The organism is Algibacter luteus (assembly GCF_030344935.1).
Lineage (GTDB): Bacteria > Bacteroidota > Bacteroidia > Flavobacteriales > Flavobacteriaceae > Arenitalea > Arenitalea lutea.
Window position 1 is genome coordinate 2285145 of the sequence record NZ_CP128313.1, and the last position, 24301, is coordinate 2309445.

Sequence of the window (24301 nt, forward strand, 5' to 3'; positions counted from 1 at the left end):
AAATAAAATTAATTTCTTGTAACAAAGATCAATGCTGTAGTAATTAAAAAAGAAGAAATACTAATAATTGTACCAATTCGCGTATCACCTGATGCGCTGCTTACTGCGGAATTGTTAGGCTCAACATATACAACGTCATTTTGTGTTAAATAATATACGGGAGAATTAAATAATTCTTTATTCGTAAGATCTACTCTTGTATATGTTTTTGTACCATTAAAGTCTCTGATTACCAAAACATTATCTCTTTGGGCTTTTATATTTAAATCTCCAGCTAAAGCAAGTGCCTCTAAAATCGTTATTCTTTCTCCTGAAACTTCATATCTCCCTGGTGAACGTACTTCACCTAAAATTGATACTCTAAAATTTAATATCCTTATATTTATTATTGGATCTTTTAGGTATAGTGCAAGTTTTTCTTTAAATAATTCTTGGGCTTCTTGAACGGTTAAACCTATTAATTTAACCTTACCCAAAACTGGATAATCAATATTTCCTTCATTGTCTACTAAATAATCGATTAATTGTGGTTGAGCCGAACCGCCACCACCATCAATAAATAAATTAAATGGTTTCACAGCTTCTAAATCAAAAGTTGATACATATATACTAACTATATCATTCACTTTGAATTTTGGAGTAAATGTGTCAGTATCAACTATAGTTTCAAAGTCTTTCGCATTTTGAAAATAAACTACTTCCTTTTTAGAAACACAAGATAATAATGAGATTAAGATGAATGCATAGCTTAATACAATCTTCTTTTTAATAGAATTTAGAATCATTTGTTAAGGATTTGGGAAGTAAAATACAAGATTTTAATCAAAGATTATTGAACAGACTTGAAAACTTTAGAATCTTTAGAATTATTTTCTAAAATTCCTTTAGCTTTCTTGTAGATTTCAACTCTTGTATCGAACTTTTCGTACTCAGAATTATTAGATTTATACTCAGGTATTAAGCTTTTCATTTTCATTACAATATTATTATTTTGAAAACGATTGGTAATACAAAGTTCCTCTATTTCAGATTTTACTTTCGCATAATCTAGCTCTCTAGTCTTGCTAATTAAAATCTTTTTATGATAAGTAGACAATGTATTTTCTCCATTAGCTAACAACTCTTCATATAATTTCTCACCTGGTCTTAAACCTGTAATATTGATATCGATATCTTCTGGATATCTTAAACCAGAGAGTCTTATCATGTTTTTGGCTAAATCAAAGATTTTAACCGACTCACCCATATCAAAAATAAAAATCTCTCCACCTTTACCCATTGTTCCTGCTTCAAGCACCAGTTGTGAGGCTTCAGGAATAGTCATGAAATATCGAGTAATATCTTTGTGAGTTAACGTTAATGGACTGCCTGCTTCAATTTGTTTTTTAAATAAAGGAATTACAGAACCATTAGAGCCTAATACGTTTCCAAAACGTGTTGTTATAAATTTGGTTTTACTTTCTTTCTGGAGACACGTAATATACATTTCTGCAATTCGCTTGGTAGCTCCCATTACACTTGTTGGATTAACAGCTTTATCTGTAGATACAAAGACAAATTTCTTCACATTATATCTAGAAGCCGTGTCGGCTAACAATTTAGTGCCATTAACATTTATTTTTATAGCTTCATAAGGTGCTTTTTCCATTAAAGGAACATGTTTATAAGCAGCTGCGTGAAAAACCATAGTAGGCTTATGTGTTTGGAAAATTGAGTCAATTCTTAAACCATCTCTAATATCTGCAACAATAGCTGTGTAATTATGCTTCCCGTCACGCTTTAAGTCTTGCTGAACGTCATAAAGCGCAGATTCAGCTTGGTCCACTAAAATTAAATGTTTTACATCAAAATTTGATAATTGATTAACCAATTCGCTACCAATAGAACCCGCTGCTCCAGTTACAAGGACTGTTTCACCTCTAAATTCATTTATTAAATTAGGATTATCAATTTCAATTGGTGGTCTCCCTAATAAATCTTCTATTTGAACTTGCTTTATTTGTTTGGCGCTTAATTCGCCATTTATCCATTGCTCAATTGGAGGAACTTTGGTTATTTTAACTTCAGAATCAGAAAGTGCATCAAGAAGTTTCATCAACATTCCAGAGTCTGTATTATGATCGGCAACAATAATTTCATCAACGTCATTAGTTTCAACATAGTTTAAGTCTAAATTAGAGCAAGAAACTATTCTAACACCATTGATTACTTTTCCGTTCTTCTTATTATCTCTATCAACAAAAGCAAGTATATCAAAGCTAGTTTTGGCATTATTTAACAAAGCGTTATATGTTACTATTGCAGAATCGCCAGTTCCATATATCAGGACTCTCCTAGTTAATAATAATTTAGATTTTAAATATTTATAAGTCATTTTAAACAACAGTCTACTGGCGCTAAGCGTAACAAAGCTCAGTAAAGCGTGCATAACTATAATAGAAAGTGGTATCGTAAAACCAGGAATAATATTGGTAAATCTGTTTATTGACACAATTGCAACACAAATAAAAGCCATTAAAACAATTGCTTTAAAGACGTTAACAACATCTGTAAAACCAGTATGTCTGATAACACTTTTGAAAGATCCTACAACTAAAAAACTTACAGCTGATACAACCAATACAAAAGGTATTTCAAAGAAAAATTGCTTTAAATCAAAATCTAAAGTAAAATTAAATCTTATAAAATATGCTAAGAAAAATGTAACTAATAATAGACATAAATCTATCCCAAAAACTAGCCATTTTGAAGCATACTTTTGTGAGTAATAGGCAAAGTAATTGTTTATCATGTTTTGAGGGTTTTAGTAATATTATCAAGAATACGTTGTAAGTCGTCATGACTTAAATTAGATCCACTAGGCAAACAAAGTCCTTTTTCAAATAAATGCTCTGAGGTGCCATTTGTAAAATGCAAATAATCTTTAAAAATTGGTTGCATATGCATTGGCTTCCATAGTGGTCTCGATTCTATATCGTCTTTTAAAAATTCTAATCTTATTTTTTCTCTGAGTTCAAAGGATTCAGTTTCAATACAAGTTATCCATCTATTTGAATAAAAATTTTCAGGTTCTTCTAAAAATTTTATTTCATTAAACTGTGATAAATGATTTTTGTAAAATTCAAAATTCTTTCTTCTAGCTCGAACTCTTTCATCAATAACCTCCATCTGTCCTCGTCCTATTCCTGCCAAAACGTTACTCATTCTATAATTAAATCCAATTGAAGAATGTTCGTAATGCGGTGCATTATCTCTTGCTTGTGTTGAAAGAAATACTGCTTTATCTTTATCTTCTTTGCTCTTTACAATTAGAGCTCCGCCTCCCGAAGTTGTAATTATTTTATTTCCATTAAATGATAAAATTCCAATATCTGAAAGTGTTCCGCATTTTCTGTTATCATAAGTGCTTCCTAATGCCTCCGCACTATCTTCAATAACATGAATATTATATTTTCTTGCTATAGCATTAATTTCATTTGCTTTATATGGCATACCATATAAATGAACTGCTATTATTGCTTTTGGCTTTTTATATTTTTCAATTCGATCTTTTATTGCAATTTCTAACAATTCAGGCGACATATTCCATGTTTCTGCTTCACTATCAATAAATATTGGTGTCGCACCTTGATATATTATTGGATTAGCAGATGCTGAAAAAGTGAAACTTTGACACAATACTTCATCTCCATGCGTTACTCCCAATATTTGCAATGCTAAATGAATTGACGCGGTACCAGAACTTAGAGCTGCTACGTAATTGTTCTCTCCTAAGTAACTCTTTAAGTCATTTTCAAATCCATCAACATTAGGTCCTAATGGCGCTATCCAATTAGTAGCGAAAGCTTCATCTACAAATTTTTGTTCAGAGCCTCCCATGTGCGGAGATGATAAGTATATTTTAGTTTTAGTCAACATTTAGTTTAGCAATTATGCTCTTAAAATTTTGGCATATCAAATTAACCATAGCCAATATCCCATGCTTCAACGTGAAAAAAAATTATCTGGATAATCCCCCTTGCATTTGAAACAAAATCAATTCTTTATTATAATAACTTAAATGATTCATATTAAACTTTATAAAAATATTTCAATCTTACCCTTGGGTATAGTTTCATTTGGAGAGTTCTAAAATATTTTCAATATTCATTTAACATAAATAAATCAATCCGCTATTAATCAATTCAATTTTGCTTTACGATGTAAATTTAATGATTGTTTTAATGCAACAATAGGAGAACAGGGTTATTTCGCTAAAAGAGTATTTAAAATCGGTTAACTACATATTGTACAATTTAGAACTAAAAAAACGGTAGATAATCGATTGATAAATAATTTTAATGAATTATTATCAATTTCTGGTTTAATCATACTAATTTCTCACTTAATTTTGATTTAAGCGCAAACAGTAAATTTTTTTTCTTCAAAATTTAATCATTTAAAAGTCACAACATCTTGTGTTTTACTACTTTCATAGATTTTCTCATTTTAAAATTGTTATTATAAAAAATATATGCGTGCTTTACAAAAAATACAAGAATGTGCGGTATATACTTAACTAATATTCCTTTTGATAAAGAAGTTGTTGAAGATAAACTAGAATCCATATCCTTTAGAGGTCCAGATTTTACAGGAATTAAAAAAATCAATAATCTTACTTTAGGACACCTTCGACTTTCTATTCTAGATTTGGATCCGCGTTCTCATCAGCCAATGATTTACCAAAATCTTCATATTGTTTTTAATGGAGAAATATATAATTACAAGGATATTAAGTCTGAATTACAAGATAGAGGCTATAAATTTAATACTGAAAGTGACACAGAAGTACTTTTGATTGGGTACAAAGCATGGGGCGAAAATGTTTTAGATAAAATAAACGGCATGTTTGCTTTTTCTATTTATGATGTTGAAAAAAATGAAATATTTTCGGCTAGAGATCGGTTAGGGGTCAAGCCGTTTTATTATTATTGGAATGATGGAAAGTTCGAAATTTGCAGCCAAATTAGACCAATTCTTAAAAATAAGAAGATAAATGAGGAAGCTATTTCAATGTTTTTAGATTGCAAATTTATTCCAAGTCCTTTTACTATAGTCGAAGAAGTATTTAAGTTGCCACCTGGAAATTTTATGAAAATTGATTTAAATACAAATGAATTTATAATCAAAGAATATTGGAATTTAAAAAACGTTAAAATTAGGAATATTTCGTATGAAGACGCTAAAAAAGAACTACATGATTTACTGATTGATGCAGTAAAAATAAGGCTTCAGTCTGATGTTCCTATAGGATCATTTTTATCTGGAGGAATCGACTCAGCTCTAGTGTCTAGTATAGCAGCAAATGTGTCCGATTCTCCGATAAATACGTTTTCAATTGGTTTTGATGATCCAGAGTTTGATGAAAGTAAAATAGCTGAGCAATATGCTAAAATCATTAAATCAAATCATAAAACTACTATATGTAATTCTAATGATATTTTAAAACTTATACCAAAATTGGTTGAGGTGTATGATGAACCATTTGCCGATAGTTCCGCACTGCCTTCACTCCTATTAAACGCAGTGACTAAAAAACATGTAACAGTAGCACTGTCTGGTGATGGCGGAGATGAAAGTTTTATGGGATATGATCATTTTGATTCGCTTGTTAAAAATGAATACATCATGAATATACCTTATTTTTTGAGAAAGTTTTTGTCTAAACCTATTTTTTTAAATCTATTTGGATTAAACTCACATCGTGTTAGAAATGCTTTAAATACAAAAACTAAGAACGATTTTATTGAGAATATTTTTTCAAGAAAAGGCTTGCTTTTAAAGGAAAAAAAACAAGACTACATGAATCATTATCAAGGTTACAAAAAATGGTCTTCGAATTTTTTGCAAAAAGCTGCTGATTTAAATATTAAATTATGGCTAGAAAACGATAGTAATGTTAAAGTAGATCGCGCAAGTATGGCTTATTCGGTTGAAGTTAGAAGTCCGTTTTTAGATTACAGAATCATAGAATTTGCGCGTACTCTTCCCATGGAATTTAGATATGAAAAAGGTAGGCAAAAGAAAATATTAAGAGATATATTAAAAGAATACATTCCAGAAGAAATATTCAATCAACCCAAAAAAGGTTTTGGAGTACCAATTGGAAACTGGATGAAAAATGAATTAAAAGAAGAATTTTTATCGGCACTTAATGATGATTTTTTAAATAAAGTTCCGAATTTAAACCTCATGAAGTTCAAAAAAATATTAAATGATCATATGGACGGAAAAGAAGATAATACAGAAAATATATGGAAAGTATATGTTTTAAGTAAGTGGTTTAATGAATTCGGGTTTAAATAATTAATTATTTAAACCCGAATAAAATAAATTTATGTGAACTCTAAGTTTTTAGAGAATGTTTAAAAATTCTTCTAAATTAGTATAACCATCACCATCTTCATCTCCTGATGCATTTTTTGAAAGGTCTCCAAACATTGCTCTTTCCCAAATATCTGGCATACCATCATTATCAGTATCATAACCTGCGGCTCTTGAGTTGCTAACAATGGTTCCATTGTTATTCCATTGAGATTCTGCATGCTGAATATACGTCCTTGAACTATCGTTTTGTACCATATCAACTGCATCAAGATCTAATTCATCTCTATAAAAACCTGTATTACCATCTGCTTCTAAATACCCTGAGGCTCCAACATGAGGTAACAATTCTGCCTTAAGACTTGTATTAGGTAATATTTCAGGTGATGCTCCTTTTAAAGGAAGTTGCGAATCAACAAACCAACTTGATTCTACGGGTTCGGTAGCAGATGATGGAAAGTTAGACCATGCAGAACTTTCATCAGTATTTTCATTATAACCTGTTAACGAATAATAATTTAATATATCCTGGTCTATATGATTAAATCTACTATAAATCGTTGGGTTTGATTGACCATTTCCAGTTGAAATTTTATGAATTCCTGTTCCTGTATTACCTGCACTTCCTACAGTATTTGTTCCAGACTGAAAATAGTTTCCTATTAAATTAAGTGTAAAACTCTCTGATGCAACTGAGGCATCTAATCGTAAGGTTCTATATCTCCAATTGTGAATAAGATTGTTTATAACATCTATATCTAAAGCTCCATTGGTTTTTGGGAATCTATGACTAGTATTTGAAGATACGTTTCTTAAAACCGAAACATCACCAAAACCACTTGAAGGTGTACCTCCTAGTAACATTGCTGTTTTATTCTCATAAAACAAACAGTTTTGGACAGTGATATTACCATCATTATAACTAGAATCAAGATCAAGTGCTTCATCTTTAGACCAAGCAAACGAGCAATGGTCTACAATAATATTGGACGAAGATGCCAATGTCATACAATCACCATTATCACTATCAGAGCCATTTCTAAATCTAATATATCGAATAATCATATTATCATTTCCAATTAAATATAATCTTGCCCCGGTTATTGTTATACCACCTCGAGGAGCTGTTTGTCCTGCAATAGTTACATCTCCGTAATTATTAGATAAAATAATTCTGCTTTGTAAATTAATTTCACCAGAAACATCAAAAACAATAATTCTTGGGAAAGTTTTAGATAACGCGTCTCTTAAAGATCCGGCACCACTATCATTAAGGTTTGTAACGTGTATTACTTGGCCACCACGTCCGCCTGTAGTATAAGCTCCTGCACCATATGCAGAAGGAAACGATTTCAATTCAGTAGCAATATCAACTTCTTTAGGTTCTACCGTGATTGAAACTATCGCCGTATCACAATTATCAATATTTTGGGCATCACATATTGTATATTCAAATGAATCTATACCAGAAAAGCTTGGATTTGGCGTGTAAATCACCAAATCATCTAATTGATCATCTGGTGTACCATTATCATTAATACTTAAAGCGCCATTAAATGGTTCTGTAGTTGCAATTGTACCACTAGTTGGCAAACTAGTGTCGTTGGTATGTAATACCATTTCAATAGGGATGTTTTCAGTTGTAATAAAATTATCATCAACAACATCTACTGGTACTACCGGTACTTCATCCTCTGTATTTGGTGTTTCTTCTTCAGTTGTTTCCTCTTCCGTCGGGACTTCTTCAACTATAGCCGATTCTTCAATAATGAATACTTCTTCATTATTGCAAGAAGGTAATAGTAAAAATAAAGCAAAAATTAAGGTCAAAAATTTTGGGTTTAATTGTAGGTTTCTCATAACAAATTTAAAAATTAGACTTTTGGGGGATTCAAATATATATACTTAAAAACGATTTTATTTGCATTTCATCGAAAATATGTAATTTTTTGTAATAAAATTCCATATACACGTCTTTCATCGATAAAACTTTCAATCATATACGTTCGATTTTCTTATTCGGATTATTATTTTTTTAATATTTTTTATTTCGTCTCGAAAATAAGTCGTTTATCGATTATTTAAAAGGATTGTTAATAACCTTATAATAACTATTTTTTATTTTTATTAATAGAAAACACCAAGTAGATTAGAAATTTAAGTTCTGTTTATCAATACATTATACACTTTCATATACATATAAATTAATCACTCAAATGTGATTTAATTAAAATATAAGAATGAAATTGTTAGAATTAATCTTAACGAATATATATTCCTTTTAACTTAAATAAACTATCCGTTAATTTCTTTTTATAATATTTGCATGCTTATACTATTCTTACAATAATTAATACCTTATAAATTATATATCCTCAAATCAATAATTAAATAATAAAATGAAAATATTAGTTACAGGAGCTGCAGGCTTCATAGGTTTTTATGTGTCGAAAGTTTTAATAAGCAAAGGACATCAAGTAGTTGGTTTAGATAATATAAATGATTACTATGATGTTAATCTTAAATATTCTAGACTATTAGAGTTGGGGATAAAAAAAGATGAAGCAAAAATCTTTAACAAGATTTCTAATAGTGAATCAAACAACGGTTTTTCGTTTATTCGGATGAATTTAGAAAACAGAGAAGAACTTCCTAAACTTTTCAATAGTGAAAACTTCGATGTTGTTTGTAATCTAGCTGCCCAAGCTGGTGTAAGATATAGTTTAGAAAATCCAGAATCTTATGTAGATTCAAATTTAGTTGGGTTTTTAAATATTCTTGAATGTTGTAGAAATTTCAAAATCAAGCATTTGGTATATGCAAGTAGTTCTAGCGTATATGGGTTAAATAAAAAAATACCTTTTTCTACAGACGATAATGTAGACAACCCTATAAGCTTATACGCTGCCACAAAAAAAAGTAACGAGTTAATGGCACACACTTATAGTCATTTATTTAAAATGCCAACTACAGGTCTTAGATTCTTTACTGTATATGGCCCTTGGGGTCGTCCAGATATGGCTATGTTTTTATTTACAGATGCTATTGTTAATAATAAACCTATAAAGGTTTTTAACTATGGTAAAATGGAACGCGATTTCACATATATTGATGATATTGTAGAAGGTGTTGTTAGAATTCTTGAGCACCCGAATAAAGAAAGAATAGAAAAGAATGATTTATATAAAGTTTATAATATAGGAAACAATAACTCAGTAAAATTACTTGATTTTATAAAAGAAATAGAGTTAAACTTAAATTTAGAAGCAGAAAAAAACATGCTTCCTATACAACCAGGTGATGTAGAGCGTACTTGGGCTAATGTTGACGATTTGATTAAAGATTACGATTACAAACCTAACACCTCAATTAGCCATGGCGTTAAAGCGTTTATTGATTGGTATAAAGACTATTACAATAAATAATTGATGTTATAAGCTTACTTTTTATCGATTAAAATCATGTGAAATTAATTACATTGATTTTTATCGTGAAAAACGTCTACTTAGTATAAAAATAGCCAGTGTTTAAATAATTTTTCACATATTTGCCCAAGCTATTAATAACAAACCCAAATTGCATGTTAGAAAATCTACAAAATAAAACTGTATTAGTTACAGGAGGTGCTGGATTTATAGGTTCTAACCTTTGCGAAACACTCCTTAACAACAATATAAAAACAGTTTGCTTAGATAACTTCTCTACCGGTAAACATGAAAATGTAAATCCCTTTTTAAGTAACTCGAATTTTCAACTAATAGAAGGTGATATAAGAATTTTAGAAGATTGTCATAAAGCTTGTAAAAATGTTGATTTTGTATTGCACCAAGCTGCTTTAGGTTCTGTACCAAGATCTATTAACGATCCTATAACAACTAATGATGTTAATGTTTCTGGCTTTTTAAATATGATTGTTGCAGCTCGAGACGCTCATGTTAAACGTTTTGTTTACGCTGCTAGTTCTTCGACTTATGGAGATCATGAAGCGCTTCCAAAGGTTGAAGATGTTATTGGGAAACCATTATCCCCTTATGCCATAACAAAATATGTAAATGAACTTTATGCCGATATTTTTCAAAAAGCATATGGATTAGATACTGTTGGACTAAGGTATTTTAACGTATTTGGAAGACGGCAAGACCCAAATGGCGCCTATGCTGCAGTAATTCCTCTTTTTGTGAAACAGTTTATAAACCATGAATCTCCAATAATTAATGGAGATGGAAGTTATTCTAGAGATTTCACATACATCGATAATGTGGTTCAAATGAATATGCTTGCTATAACTACTGAAAATGAAGAAGCTTTAAACACAGTTTATAATGTAGCATACGGCGACCGAACTACATTATTAGAACTAACATCTTTATTAAAGGAACACTTATCTGCATTTGATGAGTCTATTAAAAAGATTGAGATTAAACATCGTGAAAACAGAGTTGGAGATATTCCACATTCTCTTGCTTCGGTTGATAAAGCAAAAAAATTATTAAACTATAATCCTAAATACAATATTAATGACGGTATTAAAGAAGCCGTTAATTGGTATTGGAAACATTTATAACCTAAAAAATGAAAGTAACAAAAATTTGTTGTATTGGTGCTGGTTATGTAGGTGGACCTACTATGGCAGTAATCGCAAAAAAAAATCCTAACATTAAAGTCACCATTGTAGATATTAATCAAGCTAGAATTGATGCTTGGAACGATTCTGATGTTTCAAAGCTTCCTATTTACGAGCCTGGTTTAGCTGAAATTGTTAAAGAAACAAGAGGAAAGAACTTGTTTTTTTCGACTGAGATCAATAAGGCTATTGATGAGTCTGAAATGATTTTTATATCAGTAAACACACCTACCAAAACATATGGTAAAGGAAAAGGTATGGCTGCTGATTTAAAGTATGTAGAACTTTGTGCCAGAAATATAGCTGATGTTGCTAAAACAGATAAAATAGTAGTTGAAAAATCCACATTACCTGTTAGAACAGCTCAAGCTATTAAAAGTATTTTAGATAATACTGGAAGCGATGTTAAGTTTGATATTTTATCAAATCCCGAATTTCTTGCTGAAGGAACTGCTATTCAAGATTTATTAAATCCAGATCGTGTTTTAATAGGTGGAGAATCAGAAGAAGCCATAGAAAGTTTAGCTAGAATTTACGGAAGTTGGGTTCCTCAAGATCAAATATTAAGAACTAATGTTTGGTCTTCAGAGTTGTCAAAACTTACTGCAAACGCTTTTTTAGCGCAACGTATATCTTCGATAAATGCTATTTCAGAGTTATGTGAAAAAACAGAAGCCAATGTTGATGAAGTTGCAAAAGCCATTGGTATGGACTCCAGAATCGGACCTAAATTCCTGAAATCATCTGTAGGTTTTGGTGGTTCATGCTTTCAAAAGGATATTTTAAATTTAGTTTATATCGCGAGAAGCTATAATTTACAAGCAGTAGCCGATTATTGGGAACAAGTTATCATTTTAAACGACCACCAAAAAAGACGTTTTGCAGATAATATTATAAGTACCTTATATAATACGGTTTCTGGTAAAAAAATTGGTTTCTTAGGTTGGGCATTTAAGAAAGATACTAATGACACAAGAGAATCAGCCGCTATTTATGTTGCTGATCATTTACTGAATGAGCAAGCAAATGTCTCAGTTTTTGATCCGAAGGTTTCAAATGAAAAAATGCAAGCCGATTTAAACTATCTCAACACAAGGTCTGAACAAGAAAACAGCAAATTATTACAAGCTCATGCATCGCCATACGAAGCTTTAAAAGACGCTCATGCTGTCGCAATTATGACAGAATGGGATGAATTCAAAACCTATGACTGGAAAAAAATATATACTCAAATGAAGAAACCCGCTTTTATTTTTGATGGTAGAAACATACTTGATAAATCAGAAATGGAAAGCATAGGCTTTGTATACTCATCAATTGGTCAATAACACATTATGAACAAGGAAAAAATAGCCATTATTGGATTAGGTTATGTGGGTTTACCACTAGCACGCTTATTTGCAACAAAATATTCAGTTGTTGGCTTTGATATTAATGAAAAGCGAATTTCGGAATTACAACAAGGAAAAGATATTACTTTAGAAATTGAAGATGATGTTTTAAATGCAGTACTTAAAGACACTGCCGATTCTAGTGTCGGGCTTTACTGTTCTTCAAATATTGAAGATATTAAAGATTGTAACTATTATATAGTAACGGTTCCAACACCAATTGATAAAAATAACAGACCAGACCTAACGCCACTTTACAAGTCAAGCGAAACAGTTGGTAAAGTACTCAAAAAAGGAGATATCGTAATTTATGAATCTACGGTTTATCCTGGTGTCACTGAAGATGAATGTGTACCGATTTTAGAAAAAATAAGTGGTTTTAAGTTTAACCAAGATTTTTACGCTGGTTACTCACCTGAAAGAATAAATCCTGGAGATAAAGAACATACCGTTGACAAAATTTTAAAAGTAACTGCTGGGTCAACGCCTGAAATTGGAATAAAGGTCAACGATTTATATGCCAGTGTTATAACCGCAGGAACTCACCTTGCTCCTACTATAAAAGTGGCAGAAGCCGCTAAAGTGATTGAAAACTCTCAAAGAGATATCAATATTGCTTTTGTAAATGAGCTAGCTAAAATATTTAATTTGATGGGTATTGATACGCATTCCGTTTTAGAAGCAGCTGGGACTAAATGGAACTTTCTGCCTTTTAAACCTGGATTAGTAGGTGGGCATTGTATTGGAGTAGATCCTTATTATTTAGCCCAAAAAGCTCAAGAAGTTGGGTATCACCCAGAAATTATTTTGGCAGGGAGACGTGTTAATGATAGCATGGGGCAATACGTAGCAAGTGAAGTTGTTAAGATGATGCTTAAAAACGACATCAAAGTTAATGGCGCAAAAATTTTAATGCTAGGTATCACTTTTAAAGAAAATTGTCCTGATGTTAGAAATACAAAAATTGTTGATGTTATTAAGCATTTGAAGGAATATGGGCTTGACGTAACCATATATGATCCATGGGTTAATTCAGAAGAAGTAAAACATGAGTATAACTTGGAATCTACAAATGTATTACCTAAAGATAAGTTTGATACAATAATATTAGGCGTTTCTCATTCAGAATTTCTTGATATTAACTTTGACGGTTTATTAGCTGAAAATGGATTAATTTATGATGTAAAAGGCATTATTAAAGGCAAGGTTAATGGTAGGTTATGATTTCTTAATTGAAATACATATTTTATCAACCTTTGCAGAAAAATAAATATTTGATTATTTTAAATGACCTAAACTTTAAAATACTAAAACAAAGCATTTTAAGAAATGAATAATAAACATGAATCTTTCATTGTACACAGATATAAAAGTATAGGTTATGCTTTAAAAGGAATGTTTTTATTAATTAAGACCGAATCCAGTATTCAAGTGCAATTTTCCTTGGCGATATTAATAACTGTCGCAGGGTTTTATTTTAATATTACATCCATAGAATGGATGATTCAAGTTTTTGCAATTGTTTTAGTTATGAGTGTGGAGGCATTAAACACTGGTTTAGAAAAAATATGTGATTTTGTACATGAAGATTTTGAAACTCGAATAGGATTTATTAAAGATATTGCCGCAGGTGCAGTTGCAATTTCTTCACTTGGTGCTATTATTATAACTTTAATAATATACGTGCCAAAATTAATTTAAGTATTCAGAAATGAAACTACCTATAAAAAGCATATTAATATTAGCATATATCGCAAAGGATTTTGATATTTATTTATACAGGCTAGATTATTTCGGATTATCTGCATCTGTAGGTATTTATTTGTTCTTTTTTATTTTATTAACTATAAGCGTTTTTATAGTTGCAAATATTAAAAACAATTTTGTAAGAATTATTTCTGGTATTATTTTCTTTATATGTGCAGTTTCATACGATTCTTATCAAAGAATCATGCTTGAACCATTCGATTATAATGCTTTTATAAACATGATTGACGCTGCTGGTTCAGCTGGTGAAGCATTTCAACAATACTCTAGATTTTATTTTATATCTGCTGGTTTTGGACTATTATTATTAATAGGAATAATTTTAAAGCCTAAAAAACAGATTTATACTAGCTCTTATTTGCAAACAATTCCAATATTTTCATTCTTATTATTTACATTTTTAATTTTTTATAAAGGCGGCAGTGGTGCACTAGGTTTACCTTCTATTTATACGCCACTTTCTTATTCGTCACTTGTTTTATATGAACTATCGCAAGATGATTTTGGTACTAGGGAGGAAATAAAAATTGCGAGACAAAATACTGATATGGATCATGATATAATTTTTATTTTAGATGAAAGTGTCTCCGCTAATTATATGGATATAAATAATTCGAATGGTGTATATACTGGATTGAAAAGTACCCAATCAAATTGTGAAATTTTAAATTATGGATATGCAGCATCTGTAGCAAATTGCAGCGCTTCAACTAATTTAACGCTTAGATATGGAGGTACAAGAGAAAACTATAAAAAAATTATTTACTCTAAACCATCCATTTGGCAATATGCAAAAAATGCAGGATTAAAAACCATTTACATTGATGCACAACGAACTGAAGGAAAATTGCAAAACGGGATGACCAATGGTGAACAAAAAGATATAGATGAATTCATTCAGTTCGATACCGTTAGTATGCAAAATAGAGATCAAGAAGCTGCTAATGTATTAATAGATTTAATAAACAATAATACCAACGAATTTATATTTATAAACAAAATTGGATTACATTTTCCTATACATGACAAATATCCTGATGAGTTTCTAAAGTATGAACCTGCCTTACCAAGAGGCGATTGGTTGGATGTTAGCGATACAGGACTAAGAACTGGGTTTGGTGGAAGTCCTGAAGAATGGATTCAATACCGTAACTCTTATAGGAACACAATGGAATGGAATATTGGTAGATTTTTTGATAAAATATTTGCTGAGGCCAATTTAACGAATTCTTTAATAATTTATACTTCTGATCATGGACAGGATCTTCATGAAAGAAATAATCCAGGTGTTGATACGCATTGTAGTTCAGATCCTTTAATTGAAGAAGGCTTAGTGCCTCTAGTAATTATAGAAGGAAATAATCTAAACACCTTAAATTGGAAAAATAAATTCGTAAAAAACAAAAATAAATCTAGTCATTACAATATTTTCCCAACCTTACTTAAAATCATGAAATATGATAGTACGGAAGTGGCGAAGGTATATGGAAACTCGCTCGATATTGAAACTAAAGATGATTTCACATTTAACAAGTATTGGAATGCGAGATTAGGTATCAAACCAAAATGGAAAAAAATAAATCTAGAAAAAATAGTTTCACCACCTCTTAGTGATTTTATTAATGAAAAGTAATTTTTGCTTTTAGAATTTTCGTATTGAATCTAATACTTTACATTAACTTTATATTGCAAATTAAAAGTTTCCTTATTAAAACATAAAACTAAACTTTTAAATTTTAGTTTCAATCTAAAGGAAATTCCTTGATTAAATTTTTCGTAAAAAATTCAGATCCCAAATCATTTAAATGGTCCATGTCTTGATAATAATTATTTGGTAATTCGAATTCTGTATAGTCTAAATATTTAAATTCTGATAAATTCGAACTATAAAAATTTTGTAACAACTCAAATTCTTTACGCTTACGTTTTTTATATTCAGGATGCAAAGGCGTGCTAATAAACACTAGGTTAACATCGTTCTCTTTACAATACTTAGCAATTTGCATTAAATAATAAATTTCAACTTCAGAATATTGAAGTTTTCTATCTTTCGTTTTATTTTTAAACATCTCAATATCCTTTGCTAAACTATTTCTTTTAGAGGACAAAAATTTACCTAAATTTCTTTCAGTTAGGTCTCCTTTTAAAAGTAATTTTATTGAATATTTTGGTGATTCTATTAAACCTTGAATAACTCCTGAAGGGTTTGATTTTAATAAAAGTAGAAAATCAGAAAAATTCATCAAATCAGTATAAATTCTCAATTTGCTTTTAATATTACTCGTGTTGAAAATCCATTTATCTTCATATTCAACTAATAAATTATGATTTGATAATGCTAAAAGTAACGTGTTGATCTGAGGATTTTCATCTTTTAATTTCCTTATTTTCAGAAAGGAATAAAAATAAGAATCGGCGCTATGAGATAAGTTTAAGCTACTAGTAAAAATATTATCATTAATAGCGTATTCAGTGTGGGAGTCTCCAAGTATCAGGACACTCTTGTTTTTTTCCAATTCATATCCATAATAATTGGTCATAATCGAATTAAATATAATCGACCCAATACATACTACTAAAAATATTCCTAAAAGCTTAAAACAATTATTAATGAATTTACGCATAACATTTCTTAAAAAAGTTAATTAGAATTGGAAATAGATAAAATCTTGTTGAGTACCTCCGTACCAAAATATTATAAAAAATATAATTAAATAAAAGCTCCAACGTAACTGCTTAGACATTTTAGTGTTATACAACTCTAAAGCATGCTCCTTCTCTCTTTGCAACCACTCAACAACTACCAGTGCTAAAATAAAAACTAAAGTCAATATCCATTCGTTTAAATTCTCTGGAATAGTGAAAATTGAAATATCAAAAAGCCCGTTAAGATACAATATGGCATCCGAGACGCTAGGCGCCCTAAAAAACACCCAAGCAATCATAGTAAGCAGAAAAGTAAAAAGCATTTGTCTTAATTCAACAAATGTTGGAAATAATACACCTTCGGCTACATTATTTGTATTAACTCGATTTTTATTCAATAACATTACTGGAATAAAATATAATGCATTTAAAAAACCCCAAATGATAAAGGTCCAGTTAGCTCCATGCCAAAATCCACTCACAAGAAATATAACAAAAACATTTCTTATTTTTTTCGCCATTCCACCTTTACTACCTCCAATTGGTATATAGACATAATCTCTAAACCAAGTAGATAAGGATATATGCCAGCGTCTCCAAAACTCAGCAATATCTCTAGAAAAATATGGGAAAGCAAAATTCCGCATTAAATTAAATCCAAATAATCTGGAAGTTCCTATTGCAATATCTGAATATCCAGAAAAATCGCCATAAATCTGAAACGTAAAAAAAAGTACACCAAAAAATAAAGTACTACCAGAATGGTCGGTGTAATTATCAAAAATCTGATTAGCAAAAGCTGCACAGTTATCTGCAACTACAACCTTCTTAAATAACCCCCAAAGAATTTGTCTCATCCCATCAATAGCAGATGAATAGACGAATTGGCGTTTTATATAAAACTGTGGTAATAAATTTGATGCCCGTTCTATCGGACCAGCTACGAGCTGAGGGAAGAAACTTACAAAAGCAAAAAACGAAACAATATCTTTTGTTGGTTCTAATTTTTGCCTATAAACGTCAATGGTATAACTAAGCGTTTGAAACGTATAAAAACTAATGCCTACTGGCAAAATTATATTCAAGCCTTGAACACTTATTGGCTTTCCCAATAAACTAAAAGCATCTACAAAATTATCAAGAAAAAAATTATAATATTTAAAAAAACCTAAAAACCCAAGATTTACTAATAAGCTTAAAATCAATAAAGATTTACGTGTATTTTTGTCCTCATACTTTTTAAGAGCTATCCCTATCGAATAATCTAATAAACTACTAAAAGCAATAAGTGCCAAAAACCTATAATCCCACCACCCATAAAATAGATAACTTGCAATTATTATCAAGAGGTTTTGTAATCTCAAATTCTTTTGAAATACAAACCAATACAAAATAAAAACTATGGGTAAAAAAATTGCAAAATCAATTGAATTAAACAGCATAAGAACTGAGAATTTTTAGATTTGATTAATAACTAATAAAAATGATTGTATATAGCTTACAGGCCGCAATATATAAAAATATCCTTTTTAATCCTTGTTATTATTTTAGTATAACGGTAGCATTTACACAACATATGCAACATATCGAATAAATAAAGAAATAGTTGTATTACACCTTTATTTATAATGTAATTCTATCTTTACTTTATATAATGAAATTACAAGTCTTTAAACCGAATATATTTATAAGTTAACGAAAAAATAAGAGTATCCCTGACACTTTTTTCATCTTTACAAGATAATATTGAATTTGGAATTCTTTTTGAAAAAATATAGTCATAATTTCACAATCTTAATTGAGGCTTTTTATAAATTGAATGCTACAATTTTTAACTATGAGTAAAAAGAAAATTTCGTTTGTAATTGGTTCATTAACTGCAGGAGGAGCAGAACGTGTAGTTTCCACACTTTCAAATCAACTTATGGTAAAATACGAAGTTCACATAATAATTTTAACCAAATGCGAACCCTTTTATAAGCTTGATAAAAACATTAAATTGTTTCATTGTAGAGAAGATTTTTTACCAAGCAGTAACATTTTTCAAGCCATAAAAACTAATTACGCTCTATATAAATCAATATACACCTATTTAAAAAATAATCATATAGATCTAGTCATTGGTTTTATTACTAGTGTTAATATTTTAACCATATTGGCTTCGCGTAAAATAAAAATCCCTTGTATAATTAGTGAACGCATTTTTCCTGAAAAGTATGATATAGAAATTCAATGGGCTATTCTAAGAAAATTATTATATAGAAAAGCGAACTATTTAGTAGTTCAAACAAACGATATTCGGGAACAATTCAAAACAATTATTAACTACGATAGAATATTTATTTTAAAAAACCCTATAGCTACCGAATTAACAGAAGCCCGAAACAAAGAATATAAAAAAGAGAATATTATTTTAAATATTGGTAGACTTACAAATCAGAAAGCACAGGACTTATTAATAAAGGCTTTTGCAAATGTTGAGAATCATGATTGGAAATTAATGATAGTTGGTCATGGAGAAAAGCAAAATGAATATGAAGAATTAATAAAGTCTTTAAAATTAGATAACAAAATTTTATTGATTGGTCAAACTAAAGACATTGCGCAATTATATAATAAATCAAAGATATTTGCTTTTACGTCAAAATTTGAAGGTTCTCCAAACGCATTGATAGAAGCAATGCATTTTGGTCTTTCATGCGTTTCCACTGACTGTCCTACGGGTCCTTCAGAGTTAATTCATGATGGAGATAATGGATTTCTAATACCTATTGGTAATCAAAAAAAATTAGAATCACGAATATCAAATCTTATGCTTGACGAAAAATTAAGAGATAAATTCGGCACAAATGCCATGAAAAGCGTGATTCCTTATGAAGCTAGATTAGTAACAAAAGAATGGATTCAATTATTTGAGAAATTATTAAATTAAAGAATGCCCCGAAATGAAATTTGTTGATTTAAAACAATTATTTTTAACCTATTCGAAAAGCACAGTCCTAAAAAATATTCTTTTAGTTGGGTCTTTAACGGTTTTAGTTAAAATTGTAGCATTTTATAAAGAAACTGTTGTAGCGTCAGCTTTTGGCTTGTCGGAGCTTTTAGATACTTTTTTTATTGCTATGCTTGTGCCTGGTTTTATAAGTAATGTTTTTATTGGTGCTTTTGGAAGTGTTTTTATCCCAAATTATGTTAAAGCTTCAAAATCGGAAAATGACTTAAGGGCATTTCAGACCACAGGATTTTTAATTACTATTGGAATTTCCGCTGTTTTTACTTTAATTGCAATTTTATTTACTGATACCTTTATTGAAACTTTTTTTAGTGGGCATACTACAGCTTATTACAACTTAATAAAGGTCCAATTCTATTATATTGTTCCTTGTATATTTATCTGGGGTTTAAACTCATTATTATCAGGGCTTTTACATATAAGTGGTGAATTTAAAACACCTACATTTATTGGGATTATTACACCTATATGTTTTTTAATATGTATTACATTTTTTAATGAACAACTAGGAGAAAGCATTCTAGCAATAAGCTTATTAATTGGTACTATATTAGAGTTTCTAAGTATTTTAGTAGTTGCATTCGCAAAGAAGATAATTAAATTATCAAATCCGAATTTCAAAAGCCCCAATATAAAAATAATGCTTGAACAAATTCCTGCGAAAGTCTCATCAGGCTTTTTAACAGGACTTATTCCTGTTACCGATCAATATTTTGCAGCGAAACTAGCCATAGGTTCTATAGCTTCTCTAAATTATGGGTTAAAAATCCCCGCATTTTTAACGTCTATATTAATAATATCAATGAGCAAAGTGTTATTACCTCACTTTTCTAAATTGGTAATTGAAGATAAAAAACTAGCATTTGACAAACTCTTTTATTCATTAAAACGATTATTTATAGTTACGTCAATAGCAGCGATATGCGTTATAATTATTTCGCCATGGCTTATTGAGTTTTTATTTGAACGAGGAGAATTCACATCCAAAAACACAGAGATTGTATCACTGCTACAAATTATTTTTTTAGTTTATGCACCATTTACAGTTTGCGGTATGGTACTAGTTAATTTTTTAACGAGTTTAAATGAAAATAATTTCATGGCAAAAGTATCATTTGTAGCAGTTATATTAAATTTGGTATTAGATTTTATTTTTATGAAATATTATGGCGTATATGGCATTGCTCTTTGTACAACTACAGTATTTATTGTTAGAGCTGTGATATTATATAGATACACCTTAAAACTTAAGAATCAACATAATTTAGTTTGAAAAAAATATTAAGAATATTAATTTTAATTTTAATAATGTGGGGCTTCCCTACGTTTGCGCTATTTTATATTAATCCTGGATTAGGAGCATTAACTAGTTACTTAACTATTCTCCTTTTATTGGTTTATTTTGTGTTTTTTGTTAAAGAATATAGAAAACCTCTTTTACCATTTATTTTTCTAGGTATATCATATTACGCAATTTCAGGTCTCAAATTTTTACCAGAATTGTTTGTAGAAGAGTATTTAGTTTATTTTATAAAATTCCTTATAGTTGTTGTTTGTTGCACTGAATTAGCTAAAGACTCTAAAATAGAAGAAATATTTACGGTTACAATTTTTGGTGCTTTAAGTATTGTTATACATGGTGCATTTTTTCCGGATATAGATGCACATTTTGGTGCCAATTATGGGCGGTTTAGTGGTTTTTATTTAAACCCAAACTATGCAGCCATAACATGTTTAGTTGGTTTTAGTATAAGCTATGGCGTAAAAAATATTCCGCTTAGATTAGTAGGTCAACTCGTTTTTACATTTGCAGGTATATTAACATTATCAAGATATTTTGTGTTAATATGGTTGCTTACTAACTTAGTTGCCGTTTTCATGAATAGAAAAAATTTAACTGCCCCTATTATTGGCGCCATAGTATTATCATTCGTTTTAATTTCAGGAGCTATAAAATTACAGCCATCAAGGTTTGCTGCACTACAGAGTATTTTTAGTGATGAAGAGGTAAAAACCGAAACTATAAATGATGACAGTAGAACTGATACTTGGGCGCAATTCACAGATATCATTATGGATCAGCCGTTCTTTGGTAACGGGTTTAGAAACTTACAAGGTTTCGGTTTTGATCTTGATACTGGTGTACATAACTTATATTTATTAGTAATTGGTGAAGCTGGAATTATTGCATTTGCTTTTTTAATGTATATAGTTCTTTTTCTACTTATAAAAAGTCTTCAGCATTATCATCATAATTTTTACTATATATTTCTCACAATAACATTAGCAACATCCTTTTTAGTAGGACATACATATTTTGAAAAATATTCAACAATTTTTATTTCAATTTTCCTTTACTTAAAATTGTTGGATCACGATAACGAAAAAAAAGAATTATCAGAATGACAGTTAAAAATAAATCGAATGTAATTTTTATTTTACCATCCTTGGCCGCGGGCGGAGCAGAAAGGGTTATGTCATTTGTTGCTCAAAATCTTAATGCGCAAAAATACAATATAACTTTAGTCGTTATTGGATTTGAAAAAGATAATGCATTCGAAGTTAAAAATATTAATGTTGTATATCTAAACAAACCTAGGGTTGTTACAGGAGTTTTTGATTGTGTTTTATTATTTAAAAAATTAAAACCTGTAGTTGTAGTTAGTGCGCTTTCCAATTTAAACGCGTATATGGGCATGATTTCTGTACTATTTCCCAAATGTAAATTTATTGGTAGAGAGGTTAACATTGGAAGCGTTTTAAAAGATCATCCAGAAGAAAATAATAGATATTACCCTTCAATAATAAATAAAATTGGAAATAAAGGATTAGACTACATTATATGTCAATCGCAAGACATGTATAATGACGCACTACAGCATCCAAATTTAAAAAAATGTAATCTTGTTGTAATTAATAATCCGATTACTAAATCTTTCGAAATTAAAAAAAACAAATCTAGTCAAACCAAAAAGAAAACTTTTAAATTTATAACTGTTGGTAGCTTAGAACTTAGAAAAGGACATTCTAGAATTTTAAAAGTGCTCAATCAATTAAGAGATATCGATTTTACTTATACCATTATTGGTAAAGGGTCACAGAAAGAAAATATTTTCAAGAAAATAAAGAATTATAAGTTAGAAGACAAAGTAGTTTACATTGAATATACCGATAAAGTCGCCACCTATTTAGCAGAAAGTGATTTGTTTCTGCAAGGTTCTTATGTAGAGGGATTCCCAAATGCATTACTAGAAACATGTTCTGTTGGAACTCCTGCAGTGGCATTTAATGCCCCCGGTGGTATTAACGAAATTATTGAAAACAACCTTAATGGATATATAGCCGATAGTGAAGAAGAATTTAAAGATAAAGTTTTGTTAGCAACTTCTAAAAATTGGGATTCGCAGCTTGTTCATGATTCGGTTTATAAAAAATATAATTCAACTACAATAATCAATAAATATGAAGAACTAATTGATTATTGTATATCAAAATAAGAACCCAAATTATTTAAAATATGAAAAGCATATTAAAATATCTTTATAAAAAGACAATTATCGGAAATTATATTATTTCCAAACTCCTTGATTTAAACGAGTTTTACTTGTGTTATATAAAACCAGAAAAAAAATATTTAACCGACAAATTTGAAAGGAATTTTGGAAGAAAAATTGATTTAAACAACCCAAAAACATTAAATGAAAAAATTGTATGGTTAATCTTAAACGACAGAACTCCACTTCATACTCAGTGTGCAGACAAATTTGCTGTAAGAGATTATATAAAATCTAAAATATCTGAAGAATATCTAGTGCCATTACATTTTCAAACCTATAACGTTAATGATATTGAGCCAAACAATTTGCCTAACGACCCTTTTATCATCAAAACAAATCATGATAGTGGCGGTGGTATAATTGTTAAAAATAAAAATAGTATTGATTGGGTTGAGGTTAGAAAAAACTTAAAGGCACGAATGAAACATAATTATTATTATAAATCTAAAGAATGGCAATATAAGAATATTAAACCCTGTATTATTGTAGAGAAATTATTATTGACGAAAACCGGAGATATTCCATTTGATTACAAAATTCATTGTTTTAATGGAAAAGCAAATATGATTCAAGTAGATATTGATAGAAACTCCAATAATCATTATAGAAATTGGTATAATACTAAATGGGAAAGAGAACCATATAAATGGACATCTATAAAAGATGCAGGTAAAACTACCGAACCTTCAAAGGAAGATGTTGAAAAACCTAAATCTCTTGATGAAATGTTAGAACTATCTGAAAAATTGTCTCAAGATTTCGCTTATGTTCGTGTTGATTGGTACGATTTAGAAGGTAAATTATATTTTGGCGAATTAACTTTTCATCACGACGGAGGGAATAGAGCTATTCTTCCTGAAAAATATGACGAAATACTAGGTCAAAAATTGGTGTTACCAATGAAAACGAGCTCCTTATAATCATTACAAGAATGTAAATT

The 24301-nt window shown here is 29.7% G+C and carries 18 protein-coding genes; 12 read left to right on the plus strand and 6 right to left on the minus strand.

What is annotated here, in order from left to right:
- Positions 1-8 precede the first annotated feature (8 nt).
- Genes O5O44_RS09595 through O5O44_RS09605 form a run of 3 tightly spaced genes read right to left on the minus strand, consistent with a single transcriptional unit; the run spans position 9 to position 3918 of the window.
- A complete protein-coding gene (locus tag O5O44_RS09595) occupies positions 9-785 on the minus strand; it encodes a polysaccharide biosynthesis/export family protein (protein ID WP_289194154.1) in 777 nt (258 codons plus the stop codon).
- Positions 786-829: 44 nt separating this feature from the next.
- The gene (locus O5O44_RS09600) at positions 830-2791 is read right to left on the minus strand and encodes a polysaccharide biosynthesis protein (protein WP_289194155.1); all 1962 of its coding nucleotides are present in this window, start codon (positions 2789-2791) and stop codon (positions 830-832) included.
- Complete coding sequence (locus O5O44_RS09605) at positions 2788-3918, minus strand: DegT/DnrJ/EryC1/StrS family aminotransferase (RefSeq protein WP_289194156.1); 1131 nt, start codon at positions 3916-3918, stop codon at positions 2788-2790. The genes O5O44_RS09600 and O5O44_RS09605 overlap by 4 nt, the downstream gene beginning before the upstream one ends.
- A gap of 621 nt (positions 3919-4539) precedes the next feature.
- On the opposite strand from O5O44_RS09605, the gene asnB reads away from it, so the two are divergent.
- A complete protein-coding gene (gene asnB / locus O5O44_RS09610) occupies positions 4540-6345 on the plus strand; it encodes an asparagine synthase (glutamine-hydrolyzing) (RefSeq protein ID WP_289194157.1) in 1806 nt (601 codons plus the stop codon).
- Between the two features lie 48 nt (positions 6346-6393).
- Here asnB and O5O44_RS09615 read toward each other — a convergent pair whose 3' ends face one another.
- Complete coding sequence (locus tag O5O44_RS09615; protein WP_289194158.1) at positions 6394-8193, minus strand: Ig-like domain-containing protein; 1800 nt, start codon at positions 8191-8193, stop codon at positions 6394-6396.
- Between the two features lie 569 nt (positions 8194-8762).
- On the opposite strand from O5O44_RS09615, the gene O5O44_RS09620 reads away from it, so the two are divergent.
- From O5O44_RS09620 to O5O44_RS09645, 6 genes are all read left to right on the plus strand, one after another.
- Complete coding sequence (locus tag O5O44_RS09620) at positions 8763-9788, plus strand: NAD-dependent epimerase (RefSeq protein ID WP_289194159.1); 1026 nt, start codon at positions 8763-8765, stop codon at positions 9786-9788.
- Between the two features lie 155 nt (positions 9789-9943).
- On the plus strand, positions 9944-10927 hold the full coding sequence (locus tag O5O44_RS09625; protein WP_289194160.1) for an SDR family oxidoreductase: 984 nt from the start codon (positions 9944-9946) through the stop codon (positions 10925-10927).
- A gap of 8 nt (positions 10928-10935) precedes the next feature.
- Positions 10936-12315 (plus strand): nucleotide sugar dehydrogenase, encoded by a 1380-nt coding sequence (locus O5O44_RS09630; RefSeq protein ID WP_289194161.1) that lies wholly within the window; start codon positions 10936-10938, stop codon positions 12313-12315.
- 6 nt (positions 12316-12321) lie between these two features.
- A complete protein-coding gene (locus O5O44_RS09635) occupies positions 12322-13602 on the plus strand; it encodes a nucleotide sugar dehydrogenase (RefSeq protein WP_289194162.1) in 1281 nt (426 codons plus the stop codon).
- Positions 13603-13707: 105 nt separating this feature from the next.
- Entirely contained in the window at positions 13708-14079 is a 372-nt protein-coding gene (locus tag O5O44_RS09640; protein WP_289194163.1) for a diacylglycerol kinase, read from the plus strand.
- A 10-nt stretch (positions 14080-14089) separates the two neighbouring features.
- Positions 14090-15778 carry a sulfatase-like hydrolase/transferase gene (locus tag O5O44_RS09645; RefSeq protein WP_289194164.1) on the plus strand — a complete coding sequence of 563 codons (1689 nt, stop codon included), beginning with the start codon at positions 14090-14092 and terminating at the stop codon, positions 15776-15778.
- 109 nt (positions 15779-15887) lie between these two features.
- Here the strand turns inward: O5O44_RS09645 and O5O44_RS09650 are convergent, their stop codons facing one another.
- Both O5O44_RS09650 and O5O44_RS09655 read right to left on the minus strand, forming a co-directional pair.
- Positions 15888-16685 carry a hypothetical protein gene (locus tag O5O44_RS09650; RefSeq protein ID WP_289194165.1) on the minus strand — a complete coding sequence of 266 codons (798 nt, stop codon included), beginning with the start codon at positions 16683-16685 and terminating at the stop codon, positions 15888-15890.
- A 105-nt stretch (positions 16686-16790) separates the two neighbouring features.
- Entirely contained in the window at positions 16791-18233 is a 1443-nt protein-coding gene (locus tag O5O44_RS09655; protein WP_289194166.1) for an MBOAT family O-acyltransferase, read from the minus strand.
- 395 nt (positions 18234-18628) lie between these two features.
- On the opposite strand from O5O44_RS09655, the gene O5O44_RS09660 reads away from it, so the two are divergent.
- From O5O44_RS09660 to O5O44_RS09680, 5 genes are read left to right on the plus strand one after another with little or no spacing between them, the layout of a single operon-like run.
- On the plus strand, positions 18629-19723 hold the full coding sequence (locus O5O44_RS09660) for a glycosyltransferase family 4 protein (RefSeq protein WP_289194167.1): 1095 nt from the start codon (positions 18629-18631) through the stop codon (positions 19721-19723).
- 13 nt (positions 19724-19736) lie between these two features.
- Positions 19737-21077 carry a murein biosynthesis integral membrane protein MurJ gene (murJ, locus tag O5O44_RS09665; protein WP_289194168.1) on the plus strand — a complete coding sequence of 447 codons (1341 nt, stop codon included), beginning with the start codon at positions 19737-19739 and terminating at the stop codon, positions 21075-21077.
- Positions 21074-22210 carry an O-antigen ligase family protein gene (locus O5O44_RS09670; RefSeq protein WP_289194169.1) on the plus strand — a complete coding sequence of 379 codons (1137 nt, stop codon included), beginning with the start codon at positions 21074-21076 and terminating at the stop codon, positions 22208-22210. Before murJ ends, O5O44_RS09670 begins: the two co-directional genes overlap by 4 nt.
- Positions 22207-23301, plus strand: a complete 1095-nt coding sequence (locus tag O5O44_RS09675; RefSeq protein WP_289194170.1) for a glycosyltransferase — start codon at positions 22207-22209, stop codon at positions 23299-23301. The genes O5O44_RS09670 and O5O44_RS09675 overlap by 4 nt, the downstream gene beginning before the upstream one ends.
- Before the next feature lie 20 nt (positions 23302-23321).
- Positions 23322-24281, plus strand: coding sequence for an ATP-grasp fold amidoligase family protein (locus O5O44_RS09680; protein ID WP_289194171.1), 960 nt, complete (start codon positions 23322-23324; stop codon positions 24279-24281).
- The last annotated feature ends 20 nt before the right edge of the window (positions 24282-24301 follow it).

Excerpts from the sequence above, each read along its gene's own strand:
- O5O44_RS09595 (WP_289194154.1), bottom strand. The coding sequence starts at position 785 with ATGATTCTAAATTCTATTAAAAAGAAGATTGTATTAAGCTATGCATTC.
- O5O44_RS09600 (WP_289194155.1), bottom strand. The coding sequence starts at position 2,791 with ATGATAAACAATTACTTTGCCTATTACTCACAAAAGTATGCTTCAAAA.
- O5O44_RS09605 (WP_289194156.1), bottom strand. The coding sequence starts at position 3,918 with ATGTTGACTAAAACTAAAATATACTTATCATCTCCGCACATGGGAGGC.
- asnB (WP_289194157.1), top strand. The coding sequence starts at position 4,540 with ATGTGCGGTATATACTTAACTAATATTCCTTTTGATAAAGAAGTTGTT.
- O5O44_RS09620 (WP_289194159.1), top strand. The coding sequence starts at position 8,763 with ATGAAAATATTAGTTACAGGAGCTGCAGGCTTCATAGGTTTTTATGTG.
- O5O44_RS09625 (WP_289194160.1), top strand. The coding sequence starts at position 9,944 with ATGTTAGAAAATCTACAAAATAAAACTGTATTAGTTACAGGAGGTGCT.
- O5O44_RS09630 (WP_289194161.1), top strand. The coding sequence starts at position 10,936 with ATGAAAGTAACAAAAATTTGTTGTATTGGTGCTGGTTATGTAGGTGGA.
- O5O44_RS09635 (WP_289194162.1), top strand. The coding sequence starts at position 12,322 with ATGAACAAGGAAAAAATAGCCATTATTGGATTAGGTTATGTGGGTTTA.
- O5O44_RS09640 (WP_289194163.1), top strand. The coding sequence starts at position 13,708 with ATGAATAATAAACATGAATCTTTCATTGTACACAGATATAAAAGTATA.
- O5O44_RS09645 (WP_289194164.1), top strand. The coding sequence starts at position 14,090 with ATGAAACTACCTATAAAAAGCATATTAATATTAGCATATATCGCAAAG.
- O5O44_RS09650 (WP_289194165.1), bottom strand. The coding sequence starts at position 16,685 with ATGACCAATTATTATGGATATGAATTGGAAAAAAACAAGAGTGTCCTG.
- O5O44_RS09655 (WP_289194166.1), bottom strand. The coding sequence starts at position 18,233 with ATGCTGTTTAATTCAATTGATTTTGCAATTTTTTTACCCATAGTTTTT.
- O5O44_RS09660 (WP_289194167.1), top strand. The coding sequence starts at position 18,629 with ATGAGTAAAAAGAAAATTTCGTTTGTAATTGGTTCATTAACTGCAGGA.
- murJ (WP_289194168.1), top strand. The coding sequence starts at position 19,737 with ATGAAATTTGTTGATTTAAAACAATTATTTTTAACCTATTCGAAAAGC.
- O5O44_RS09675 (WP_289194170.1), top strand. The coding sequence starts at position 22,207 with ATGACAGTTAAAAATAAATCGAATGTAATTTTTATTTTACCATCCTTG.
- O5O44_RS09680 (WP_289194171.1), top strand. The coding sequence starts at position 23,322 with ATGAAAAGCATATTAAAATATCTTTATAAAAAGACAATTATCGGAAAT.